The organism is Sphingorhabdus sp. (genome assembly GCF_023910635.1).
Classification (GTDB): Bacteria; Pseudomonadota; Alphaproteobacteria; order Sphingomonadales; family Sphingomonadaceae; genus Sphingorhabdus_B.
This window is the reverse complement of the sequence record NZ_JAAVVZ010000002.1, coordinates 208,303-220,361: the sequence shown is the minus strand read 5'-3', so window position 1 is coordinate 220,361 and position 12,059 is coordinate 208,303. Positions and strand designations below refer to the sequence as shown.

The following is a 12,059-nucleotide window of genomic DNA, read 5'->3' as shown; positions in this document are numbered from 1 at the left end:
CACTCTAACCTATGGCAACTTCGCCAAACCCGACCCGCGACGATTTCGCGGCACTTCTCGACGAATCACTTGGTGGCGCAGACGGTGGCTTTGAAGGCCGCGTCGTAAAAGGCACCGTAACCGCAATCGACAATGACCATGCCGTCATCGATGTGGGTCTCAAATCCGAAGGCCGTGTGGCGCTGCGTGAATTCGCTATGCCCGGCCAAAAAGCCGACCTGAAGGTTGGCGACGAAGTCGAAGTCTTCGTTGACCGCGTAGAAAATATGAACGGCGAAGCCATGCTCAGCCGCGATCGCGCCCGTCGCGAAGCCGCTTGGGATGTGCTTGAAGGCGAATTCGACGCGGGCAATCGCGTGGACGGCGTTATCTTTGGCCGTGTGAAGGGTGGGTTCACCGTTGATTTGGGCGGCGCAGTGGCATTCTTGCCCGGCAGCCAGGTTGACGTCCGTCCCGTGCGCGACGTTGCGCCATTGATGGACATCGCCCAACCATTCGTCATCCTTAAAATGGACCGCAAGCGTGGCAACATCGTTGTATCGCGTCGTGCCATATTGGAAGAAACCCGCGCAGAGCAGCGCACTGGCCTCATCCAGAACCTCGCCGAAGGGCAAATCATCGACGGCGTTGTCAAGAACATCACCGATTATGGTGCGTTCGTTGACCTGGGCGGCATTGATGGCCTGCTCCACGTCACGGACATCAGCTACAAGCGTATCAACCACCCAAGCGAAGTCATCAACATTGGTGATACCGTCAAGGTTCAGATCGTGCGTATCAACAAGGACACGCAGCGCATCAGCCTGGGCATGAAGCAGCTGGAAAGCGATCCTTGGGATGCAGCGGTTGCCAAGTACCCAGTCGGTACAAAGCTCAAGGGTTCAGTCACGAACATCACCGAATATGGTGCGTTCATCGAACTCGAAGCCGGTATCGAAGGTCTGGTCCATGTTTCGGAAATGTCATGGACAAAAAAGAACGTGCACCCGGGCAAAATCGTTTCGACCTCACAAGAAGTCGACGTTGTCGTTCTCGACATCGACATGGAGAAACGCCGCATTTCGCTTGGCCTCAAGCAAGCGCACGACAATCCATGGGCATCGTTCGCGGACAAGTTCCCAGTTGGTTCGACCGTTGAAGGCGAAGTCAAGAATGCGACCGAATTTGGTCTCTTCATTGGTCTGGACGGCGACGTTGACGGCATGGTCCACATGTCCGACATCGCCTGGGGCATCACCGGCGAAGAGGCCCTGCACCTTCACCGCAAGGGCGAAACCGTCAAGGCAATCGTTCTCGACATTGACGCCGAGAAAGAGCGCATTTCGCTTGGCATCAAGCAGCTTGAAAAGGGTGCACCATCGGCAGCCGGCGCTGCTTCGGCAAGCGGCCTGAAGAAGGGTGGCACCACCACCGTGACCGTTCTTGAAGTGCGCGATGGCGGACTTGAAGTGCAAGCGGGCGAAGATGGTGCAACTGGCTTCATCAAGCGCGCCGACCTTGGCCGTGACCGTGACGAGCAACGTCCCGACCGCTTTCAGGTTGGTCAGAAGTTTGATGCGATGGTCACCGGTTTCGACCGCTCGAAAAAGCCGAACTTCTCGGTCAAGGCGCTCCAACTGGCCGAAGAAAAGCAAGCCGTTGAGCAATATGGTTCGTCCGATTCCGGCGCATCGCTTGGCGACATCTTGGGTGAAGCACTCAAGGGCGTGAAGAAGTAAGCTTCGGTTAAAGCTATCATCCAAAATGCCGTAATAAAAACCTGCTCCTTGCAAGAGGAGCGGGTTTTTTTATGCTTTTGGCACGAAATGATTGGAAGACCGTTGTAATAATGAAAAATTTATGGCAACGTCACGAAATTATTGTAAAGCTTTGTAACGTGAACTTTGATAATCGCGCTGCGTCGCATTAAAAAACCGTAAGAGAGGGACACAATATGATCCGTTCCGAGTTGATCAAAAAGCTTGAAGCCGAGAATCTGGAGCTCAAAACAGAGGAAATCGAAAAGATCGTCGATCTGTTTTTCAACCAGATCATTCAACGTCTTTCCGATGGTGGGCGTGTTGAATTACGCGGTTTTGGCGCTTTTTCGACCCGCGCCCGCAGCCCACGCAAGGGCCGCAACCCGCGCACCGGCGCATCGGTCGAAGTGCCATCGAAGCGCGTACCCTATTTCAAACCGGGCAAAGAGGTCCGCGAAAGCCTCAACAAATAACCCGTTTGTGCAAAGGCACTTGACCCTGCGGGCGTAATGCTGTCTGCGCATGGCTAAGCGGATGTGGCGGAATGGTAGACGCTACAGACTTAAAATCTGTTGTCCTTCTGGGCGTGCGGGTTCGAGTCCCGCCATCCGCACCAATTGGCCTTAGGCGCCCTTTGAATCACTTCATGATTAATGCAAGGCCCGCCCCACATTGCTGCTCAGTTGCGTGGGGGCTGCCTTCGGTAGCTCAGTGCCTCGGCAATGTGGATGCGGCCAACGTCAGTGACGTTAGCCAAATCCGCAATGGTGCGGGCAACGCGCAATATGCGTGTGTAGCCGCGCGCCGATAGGCGCATCGCTTCTGCCGCTTGGGCCAGTAACTTCTGCCCCGCTGCGTCCGGCGTGGCAAATTCTGCAAGTGTATCGCCATCAAGATCTGCATTGGTTCGCAAGTCCGTGCCTTGCAGCCGTGCGCTTTGCAGGAAACGCGCGGCCTGCACCCTTGCGGCCACCTCAGCCGAACCTTCGGCGGGGGGCGGAAGGACCAAGTCTGCGGCGCGGACGGCCTGCACATCGACATGCAGATCGATCCGGTCAAGCAAGGGCCCCGATATCTTCGCCTGATAGTCCGCAGCGCAACGCGGCGCCCGGCTACATGCCAAAGCAGCGTCGCCAAGATGCCCGCAGCGGCAAGGGTTCATCGCAGCGACCAATTGGACGTTGGCGGGGAAAGTCACATGGCTGTTGGCCCGTGCGACGCTGACTTCGCCGGTTTCCAAGGGCTGTCGCAAACTGTCGAGCACGCCACGCTGGAATTCGGGCAGTTCGTCGAGGAACAGGACACCCAGATGCGCAAGGCTGACTTCGCCCGGACGAATGCGCAGACCGCCCCCGACCAAGGCTGGCATGGACGCGCTATGATGCGGTGCACGGAACGGACGTGTCCGCAATAAGCGTCCACCATCCAAAGATCCGGCGACGGATGCAATCATGGACACTTCCAATGCTTCTGCGGGCGAAAGCTCCGGCAGGATGCCCGGCAAACACGAGGCCAATAGCGACTTACCCGCGCCCGGTGGGCCAACCATCGCCAAATTGTGACCGCCAGCGGCGGCAATCTCCAGCGCGCGCTTTGCGGTCTCTTGCCCCTTTACCATTTTCAGATCAGGGCCCGTTTGGCGCGGCGCGGCGCGCCCTGGCTCAGGCGGGCGCAGCAAGGATTGCCCTTTTAGATGGTTCAGCAAGCCCAGTAAGTCGGGTGCGGCCACGACTTCGATTTCACCAGCCCAAGCCGCCTCTGACCCTTGCATCGCCGGACATATCAGCCCGAGCCCGCGTGACGAGGCATGTAGCGCCGCCAAAAGCACGCCAGGTGATGCCGCCACCCTGCCATCCAAACCTAGCTCACCGACCACAACAAATTGCGCTAACGCCTCTGCATCCACCAAACCCATTGCACCGAGTAATGCCAAAGCAATTGGCAAGTCATAATGCGAGCCCTCTTTGGGTAGGTCAGCAGGTGAGAGATTGATGGTGATCCGCTTGGGCGGCAATGCCAGACCCAGCGCAGAGATTGCGGCGCGAACCCGCTCGCGGCTCTCGGCGACAGCCTTGTCGGGAAGACCCACAACGGCGAAGCTTACCATACCTGGCGCGACTTGGCATTGGACTTCTACGCTGCGGGCTTCCAAGCCGAGATACGCGACTGTGGAAACAATCGACACCATATAATGTCCCCAAGGTTGGACCTCCGCCGCACTGGGATATCGTTTCAGCGGAGGTCCGGTCGACCGGTCCAGAGGTCGATAAGACCCAATGCGCCGCGAACGGCTCCAATGGCAACTGCTGCCGGTTAGTATACCAACGGTTGGTATATCTAATTTGACGTTATCCTTAGGGTCAGGACCACTTAAAGCGCGCAAGAAACAGTCGAAGAGTCGGGCGTTTTCCGGACTTAGGGTCAGGACCACTTAAATCCACCTTCGCGGCGTCAAAATGGCAAAGATATCGAAGGAGAATGGCCGCCGCAGGCAGTCATTCTGCCTGCAAGGGCATTTTGTTTCGAGATCGAAGCCATTTTGGCGTCCTTCGGATTTGACCCATACTGTCCATTGCCGCGTTGGCAAAGCTAGACTTAGAACCACTAAGCCCTGCGCTTGCCGCCTTGCACTGAACAGTATGGCCTCAAACCGCGAAGGTGGATTTAAGTGGTCCTGACCCTAGAAATCGACCTGTTCATAATGCTTGGGTGGCGCGATGACTTCCATCCGTTCGGATAGCAAGGGCCTAAAACTGGGCCGCGATTTAAACATGGCGTACCATGCCTTGGTCTGCTCATGCCCATTCCAATCAATGCCGCCAAGATAGTCAGCTACCGAAATCTGTGCCGCTGCAGCCAGATCAGCCATCGTCATTGTTGAACCCGCCAGCCACGCGCGATGGTCGATGAGATAGTCGATATAATCGAGATGGCCGTTCGCCAACTTCATCGCTTCGCGTAGTACTTTGGCTTCGGGCGGCTGACGATCAATCAGTCGCTTCTTCATGCGTTCATGCAAAAGCGGCTGAGTCACGTCGCCATAAAATTGTTCGTCGAACCAAGACACAAGGCGACGAATCTCGGCGCGATATTGCGCGGTGCCGCTGATCATCGGGTTCGTTGGAACAGTTTCGTCAATATATTCCGATATCGCCACCGAATCGGACAAAGTAATATTGCGTTCGGAATCGCGCATTACGGGCGTTCGGCCCGCTGGGTTCATTTGCACAAATTCGTCGCGCTGTTCCCACGGATTCTCACGCACCAAGCTGTATGGCACGCCTTTTTCGCCAAGCAGCAGACGCACTTTGCGCGAAAAGGGACAGAGCGGATATTGATGGAGTTGCCACATTTGCATCTGTTAGGGCTGGTTACACAGAAAGTGAAGGGGGCGTCGCCCCAAAAGCAAAGGCATTAATCCGAATTACCATTTTCACCCGGTTCGCGCTTGGCTTCCTTTGCCATTTCACCATCGATTTTTGCTTCAGCCGCTTTTACCTTGCGCTCCGTCTCCGCATATTGCGTGTTGAAATCCTGCTGACACCCCGCCGCCAGCAGGCAAGATACGGTCAGAGTGAGTAAACACAGGAATCGGCGCATCAATAATCCTTTTTATACCGAACATTGACGTTCGATGTCCCGCTGGTGCCAATCTGGCTAAGCACGGAAAGCGCGCGGGTCAGACTGATTTCCAATTGCGTTGCGGTATAGCCGCGGGCGTCAGTTACGATTTCGACATAGACGTCATTGGTAATATATTGGCCGAATGCAACCGCCGTTTCGCGCCCGCTATTCGCATCTGCATTCAACAGGCGCAAGCGGTCAAGACCCGTCGCCGATTGCAGCACCCCAAGCGGATTTAGCCCGCCCGACCCGCCGCGCAAGCTGTTGAGTGACCCTGCAAGCTGGACCGCCTGAATAGCAGACAATTCGGCGATGGAGTTTCCAAACAAGATCCGCGCCATGATTTCATCCTGCGGCAAGGCAGGCGTTGAACTAAAGCTAATCGCAGGATTTTGACCGGTACCGGCAATATTCACGCGCACCGTCGTCCCATCAACCGAGCTTGCGGCCGTCACGCTGATGGATGGATTGCTTGCAGGCCCGCCGTTGAAGGAAATGCGTCCGCTTTCCAGTTCAAAGGATCGGCCTGCAAAGCCAAGCGTACCGCGCACAAGTCCCATATCGCCCGAAATCAATGGTGCATCGCTGGTCCCTGTGATCCGCAAACTTGCCCCCCATTCGGACTCTAGTCCCATGCCGCTCACATATAATTCGTCGGGGGCCTCCAGCCGGATGTCGAGTTTCCAATTGCTTGGAAGACTGCTGATCGCATCGGCATCGCCGGACACACGCGCGCGGCCCGTTGGCGCCTTGCGGCGAACGCCGGTTAAGGTTGCCACCTTGGCCGCGCCTTGCCTGATAATCTTGAACCGCGTTTCTGGCAGACGCAATGTGCCACTAATCAAGGCCGCGCCGTCGGGCGTGTTGGTGACGCTGATCCGGCCAGTCGCAGTTGTCGAAATCAATTCGCTGCGCGCAACGCGGGCGCGGTCGAGGTCGAGGTTAAGTTGCACAGGAAAGCCCTTGGCCGCGCTTAAGTTGACGATGCCTTTGCCCGTCACTGTCCCATCGCCCGCCTTTGCGCTCAGCTCTGTGACTTCCAACTGGTCATTTGTGAATACGCCCCGCACACGCAAATCGGTCAATCGCGTGCCATAGCTGTCATTTTCATACACAAGGTCATTGGCGCGGACGACGCCCGTCAATATCGGGGTCTGCACCCTCCCCGAAAAATCAGCCGCAACGCCGATGTTGCCAGTCAGGCTTTGGTCCGCAAGTCCGGCCAAGGAAAACAATGTGTCGGCAGGTCCATTATAGCGAATGCCGCCCGACAGGGGCGCAGCGAGCAGCCGTTCGGTCCAGCGGGCATTTCCGGGGGGCAATGGCGTCAAGTCAATCTGCATCCGACCGACCGCTGCCCCACGCCGTCGGATGATAAAGCGCGCATTGCCTCCGGTCGGAAGCAATCTTGCGACGAAGCTGATGTCCACAGGCTGCGACCGGGAACCCAGATATGTCCGGGCAAAGCGGCTGATCTCCAGCCGCGCGTCCGCATTCGGGAAGGCCGCCAATGACGCTTGCGACCAATCCAGACTGCCGCTCACTCGCCCGCCAAGGCCAAGTCCGGGCAGGAGGGGATCGAGCACGGCAATATCGACCTTGTCGAAGCGCGATTGAAGGACAAGGGCGTCGCCATAACTGCCCGCGATGCGCAAGCTGCCATCCGCGACTTTGATATTGCTCGGTAAAATATCATAGCCGTTCCGGCGCGGGACAATGCGCACTGGGCCATCGGTAGCGAAATTGACGCCATTGGCGCGGCCCTTGGCGGCAATCCGCCACAATTGCGGGGTGAAGTGGGCATTGGCGGCAAGGCGAAAAGGAACCTGGCTCCGGCCTTCGGCCAATATTTGTGCCGTACCGATACCTGCACGATAATCCAGTTTTGCGCGTGCTGCGGCGATCGAGATGTCATTTACAACAGCGTTTTCAACTTGCACATCGGCAATGACCTGCGGGCTGTCATATAATATGATGTCCGCATTGATGATCCCACGCCCAATGGCCAGCTTCCGTTCGCCGGAAAGCCTGGCATTTAAAGCAACAGCGTCAATACCCACGCGCTGAAACTTGCCTTGCGCCGACAAAGCGATGGTTCCGTCAAAGCCCGAACCTGCGCCCTTCAATGTCCCAACAAATGGTCCTGACGCGGCCTGCCGGATACGGCCCGTTAAGTCGATGCCTGCAAAATTGCCGCGCAAGATATCCATGGTCAGCGGCCCCTTCCCCGACAGCACATCGACATCGCCGCTGATCGGGCCGTAATCGGTCGAACCCGTCATCGCGATGGCATAACCCCGCGGGCTAGCCGTCACGATGCCAACGACATTGGACATGCCGATGCCGAACCCGGGATTGGTTGCCGTAATGCGATATTCCGGACGGTCGAATGTCCCCGTCATACCCACGAGCACTGGGCCATATTGGTTGGAATAACCCCGGCCATTGAACATGATCCGCCCGCCATCCATCACATATGTTCCGTCGCCGCTGTTCAACCGGAATAAGGGCGACACCAATGTAGCGCGCGTGATCCGCAATATGCCATTGGTGCCATAACGGATGCCGGCATTAACGAACATTTGGCCGCCAAGGAAATTCTGGAAGCCCTGGCTGAATAGCTTTGTTGAACGCGCCTTTACGGTGCCGACCAGCGCATAGCCACGGCCACGCGTGGTTTCGACATCGACATCCGCAACGACATTGAACAGGCCAACCGAGTTGACCTGAAATCCATCGACCTTTCCGTCTAACGCCGTGGTGTAAACGCCTTTATCAATGTCACCGACCAGCAACGCTTTTGCGTTGATCCGGTCGGAACGGATTTTTAAATTGTCGGAGAGCACACGGCCGTCAGCGATAGCAATATCACCATTGACGCGAACGTTGGTCAGCAAACCGCCCGCGATTTGGTTGACGCCCGTTACACGGCGCGCCGTCGCGTTAACCGGGATGATGAAGCGATCCGCCTTCGCCTGCATTTCGCCGGTGACGGTCACATCCTCAAATGCTGTGGCATCAAATGCCAAACGACCTGCACTGGCGGAATAGGCGACCGTGGGACCAACAAAGGCGCCATTGAGCAATGCCCTGCCGCGTATATTTGCGCCACTGACATTCGACCCGATGATGCTGGGGCGGAGAATCCGGAAATCCAGCGCGAGGTCATCAAAGCTGCCTTCGCCCAAATCGGCCACGCCGTCTGCATCTACCGCGACCGCAGCCGAACGGATGCTGCCCGTGATCTTCGCAACGCGGTTGTCGAAGCTTGTCGCCATGTCCAACATTGCCACTGGCGATAGCGCCCGCATCAGCAAGCTGTCGGCTAAGACTTTGGCCAAAGCTGCGGTGCCTTTTATCGTAAACGTCCCTTCGCGCGCGGTAAGCGCAAGGTCCGCAACGTCCTCAGACGCCAATTGCGCAGTCAACGCGCCATCCCATTTCCGCCAGCTGCCGCGACCAGTTAAACTGGCCGTCATCGGCACTTCGCGGCCAACTAGACCGGCAACCAAGCCTTTTGCTGGTGCATCGAGTTTCAAGTCGACATCAAAACGATTATCGTCAGGCACAGCATCGAGTTTTAAAACGATGCGGTCACCGCGCAGGCTGCCTGCGGTCGCGTCAATTATTGCGCGCCTGTCGGCAATCTTCACTTTGCCAGACAATGAGGCGACTTGCGTCTCCCCCGTAATGGCCTTGGCAAAGACGATGCGGTCCACCTGCAGCCGTTCGATGTTAATATCTAGATCAGGGAGCAGCGGGTCGCCTCGGTCGGGGACAATACGAAGCGCGGGCAAGCGCGATAACTTGAGTTCTTTGGCCGTCAGCGCATTGATAGCGATACCGCGGCTAAAATAGGACAAAGGGTTCCAGTCCAGCCGGATTTCGGGCGCGCGCGCAAATTCGCCCTTGGGGTCACGAAAACGGACGTCGGACAAAACTGCGTGGCCATAAATCGACCCATTGATTTTACCGATCCGGATGTTGAGGCCATTTTCCATCTCAAAAGCCGCAATCTGGCGTGCAACAAAGTTCCGACCGGACTGGCTATCAAGCCACACATAGCTGCCCATCACTATCGCGAGCATTAACGCCGCAACGGCAGCTACACCAATGGCGACCCGTCGCCACACCATTAAAATGCCTGCCCAATCGACACGTAAACGCTGAAGCGGGAATCCCCCGGTCGCCCGTTCAACGGCGTTGCAAGGTCCAGCCGGACCGGACCGAAATTGGTATAGAAGCGGCCACCAATGCCAACGCCCACGCGCCAGTCGTTAAATTTGGGGATGCTCGATTCATAGGCTTGGCCCGCATCGACAAAGCCAACAACGCCGAAATTGCCAAAGCGATAGCGTCCCTCAAGTGCGAATTCGTTCACGCTTCTGCCGCCAATGGGATCATTGTTCGGGTCCAAGGGACCGAGCCGTTGATACCCAAAACCGCGAACAGATCCGCCGCCGCCGCCGTAGAATCGGCGCGATGGCGCCAGATTATCCCGCGAAATGCCGGCTATGGTTCCAACGCGCGCGCGGGCCGCCACCACGATATTGTCCTGCACCGGATAATAATAAGAACCGTCCAATATGGCGCGGACGTAAATCTGTGTGCCCGTTCCCAACGATGCCTCAGGTGAGACCCGCAAATTAACGCGATAGCCCCGAATGGGATCAAGCAAGTCGTTTGATCGGTCAAAACCGACCTGGCCCGGCAAGGCGGCAACATAATATAGCTGCCGGTCGCGGGCACCGCGCGCCAATTCAAACGCATCCTCGGACGTGCCTAAGATTTCCGCACCTATCGACCATGTGAATTTCTTTTGCCAAATTGGGGTCGAGACCAACGCCATCGTCACACCCAACCGTCCGGTATATGCCTCAAACGCATCATAATTGCTGTGTAATGCCGACAAGGATATCTCGATATTGCGGTCACGCCGTCCGGCATTGGCGCGGTCAAAAGCGACGCTTGCTGCCTGCTCCTGCATGCCAAGCAGCGCTGCTACCCGTAAGGCACCTTCCGGTGGAAACAGGTTCCGGTGCGTCCAACTGCCCTCTGCGCGAAAGCCCTGCCCCGTCCCATAGCCCGCACTTGCCGCCAAACTGCGCGGCGGTGCGGCCTCTTGGCGGACAAGCAAATCGGCATAAGGCGTTCCGTCCGGTGCCACACCTTCGCCCGGAACAGCTTCGACCGAAACAGTAGACAGCAATCCTGTGGCAATCAACGCAGCGCGCAGGTCATCCACTTTGCGGCTGTCGTAGAGATCGCCCGTCTTAAAGCGTCGCAATATTGCGATATGCTGCGCACCAAATGCTGGGCTACCTTCCGTGCGCAATTGCCCGAAATAGCTGCGTGCGCCGGGGTCCACCGGCAAGGTGTAGTCGCCAAGGCCATTTGCGTTATCCAACAATATATCGCGCTGGCCAACGGCGGCGAAGGGATAGCCATTTTGCGGCAATGCGACAGAAAGGTTCGCTTCGGCCGCCAAAATGACATCCGCAACGATCGCGTCACCCGTTTTTGGCACGAAGTTAGCGCTTATAAGGTTAGCCGGCTGCACCGCTGGGCCTGCAAAAGCGATCTGCCCCAGATAATAACGGCGGCCAGGCAGGACGGTCAGGACGACATTGACTGGCCCGCCTTGTGTTGCCGATGGTTCGGTCTTCACCTGAACATCGGCATCAAAAAAGCCCTGCCCGTTCAAAATGTCCAGCAGCAGTTGCCGGTCCGCACGCGCACGTTGGCCAATCTCGGCGCGGCTATCTGCGCGGCCGCCTTTCTCCTTTAGCGACGAAAGATCGTGAAAGCGCGACCGGACATCATTCCAGGCCGCCGCCTCAACCGCAATGCCATCGGCGTCTTTGGCCAGCTCTGCCGTTGCAGCCGCATCCAAGCCATCCAAGCGCAGGATGTAGCGCACGGCACCCACATCACGTTCCCCAGCCTGCGTGGGTTCAGGCGGGGGTTCTGCATCAAAATTTGCGATAGGCGACAAGGGATCGTCCAACAACGGGTCGGTCAAGGGCGGATCGGGCAGTAATTCCACCGCATCATTATCTTGCACTTTTGATATCGCCGGGTCAGCAGCGGTCTGCGCCACCTGCTGCGCCGCAGAGCTGTCTGCCGCACGATTATCCTGATCGGCCTGCCACGCTTCGATGCTTTCCAACGGGGCATCATCCAGCGACGGAATGGCGGCGTTAAACTCCGTGTCGGTTATGATAGGGGCACGCGGACCCGTTGCAGGCGCCTCAGCCGCCGGATTTTGGGCAAGCAAGGGCGCGGCTGCGCTGCTCAAATATAAAAAGGCAATTGTTCGGATCAATCAGGCATTCCCCGGCCCCAACGCCCCTTTATGCAAAAAGGTTCCGCTTGGCCCGGGAACATTCGATAGTGCGAAAGGCAAATGTTGCAAACAAGAACGCAACGGTGGGGTGTAAAGCGTGCCGGAAGCAGGCTCAAACCGCCCACGCCATGTCCTTAACGGGCGAACATGGAATGACCTGCCCTCGCCACGCATAGCTCCCTTGTGGGACCAGCGTCAGGACCACTTAAATCCACCTTCGCGGCGTCAAAATGGCCTCAAACCTCCCATAATTATGAAACTGTCCTATGTCTCTTTAACGTGCTCAAGCAGCGGAACTCAGAATTTTCATCTAAAATTTATGTGTTTAGCCGCGTTTTGGCGCATGGGTT

Annotated in this window: 7 protein-coding genes and 1 tRNA gene; 3 read left to right on the top strand and 5 right to left on the bottom strand. The window is 57.1% G+C overall.

Translation table 11 applies throughout. From position 1 onward, the window contains the following. Window positions 1-11 precede the first annotated feature (11 nt). The 3 genes from rpsA to HEQ34_RS01420 all read left to right on the top strand — a co-directional run bounded on the left by rpsA (window position 12) and on the right by HEQ34_RS01420 (window position 2,355). A complete protein-coding gene (gene rpsA, locus HEQ34_RS01430) occupies window positions 12-1,718 on the top strand; it encodes a 30S ribosomal protein S1 (RefSeq protein ID WP_296196383.1) in 1,707 nt (568 codons plus the stop codon). A gap of 215 nt (window positions 1,719-1,933) precedes the next feature. Next, window positions 1,934-2,212, top strand: a complete 279-nt coding sequence (locus tag HEQ34_RS01425) for an integration host factor subunit beta (RefSeq protein WP_296196381.1) — start codon at window positions 1,934-1,936, stop codon at window positions 2,210-2,212. A 57-nt stretch (window positions 2,213-2,269) separates the two neighbouring features. After that, a tRNA-Leu gene (locus tag HEQ34_RS01420) sits at window positions 2,270-2,355 on the top strand. 63 nt (window positions 2,356-2,418) lie between these two features. On the opposite strand, the gene HEQ34_RS01415 is transcribed toward HEQ34_RS01420, so the two are convergent. The 5 genes from HEQ34_RS01415 to HEQ34_RS01395 all read right to left on the bottom strand — a co-directional run bounded on the left by HEQ34_RS01415 (window position 2,419) and on the right by HEQ34_RS01395 (window position 11,688). Beyond that, window positions 2,419-3,927 (bottom strand): YifB family Mg chelatase-like AAA ATPase, encoded by a 1,509-nt coding sequence (locus tag HEQ34_RS01415; protein WP_296196378.1) that lies wholly within the window; start codon window positions 3,925-3,927, stop codon window positions 2,419-2,421. A gap of 492 nt (window positions 3,928-4,419) precedes the next feature. Further along, window positions 4,420-5,091, bottom strand: a complete 672-nt coding sequence (locus HEQ34_RS01410; protein ID WP_296196376.1) for a glutathione S-transferase family protein — start codon at window positions 5,089-5,091, stop codon at window positions 4,420-4,422. Window positions 5,092-5,153: 62 nt separating this feature from the next. After that, window positions 5,154-5,339: a hypothetical protein gene (locus HEQ34_RS01405; RefSeq protein ID WP_296196375.1), complete on the bottom strand. Its 186-nt coding sequence runs from the start codon at window positions 5,337-5,339 to the stop codon at window positions 5,154-5,156. Then, window positions 5,339-9,499 (bottom strand): translocation/assembly module TamB domain-containing protein, encoded by a 4,161-nt coding sequence (locus tag HEQ34_RS01400; RefSeq protein ID WP_296196372.1) that lies wholly within the window; start codon window positions 9,497-9,499, stop codon window positions 5,339-5,341. Before HEQ34_RS01400 ends, HEQ34_RS01405 begins: the two co-directional genes overlap by 1 nt. Further along, entirely contained in the window at window positions 9,499-11,688 is a 2,190-nt protein-coding gene (locus HEQ34_RS01395; protein ID WP_296196369.1) for a BamA/TamA family outer membrane protein, read from the bottom strand. Before HEQ34_RS01395 ends, HEQ34_RS01400 begins: the two co-directional genes overlap by 1 nt. Window positions 11,689-12,059 lie beyond the last annotated feature (371 nt).

Bases quoted from the DNA above. Each gene is read 5' to 3' on its own strand.
- HEQ34_RS01415 (WP_296196378.1), bottom strand. From the start codon at position 3,927: ATGGTGTCGATTGTTTCCACAGTCGCGTATCTCGGCTTGGAAGCCCGC.
- HEQ34_RS01405 (WP_296196375.1), bottom strand. From the start codon at position 5,339: ATGCGCCGATTCCTGTGTTTACTCACTCTGACCGTATCTTGCCTGCTG.
- rpsA (WP_296196383.1), top strand. From the start codon at position 12: ATGGCAACTTCGCCAAACCCGACCCGCGACGATTTCGCGGCACTTCTC.
- HEQ34_RS01425 (WP_296196381.1), top strand. From the start codon at position 1,934: ATGATCCGTTCCGAGTTGATCAAAAAGCTTGAAGCCGAGAATCTGGAG.
- HEQ34_RS01410 (WP_296196376.1), bottom strand. From the start codon at position 5,091: ATGTGGCAACTCCATCAATATCCGCTCTGTCCCTTTTCGCGCAAAGTG.
- HEQ34_RS01400 (WP_296196372.1), bottom strand. From the start codon at position 9,499: ATGGTGTGGCGACGGGTCGCCATTGGTGTAGCTGCCGTTGCGGCGTTA.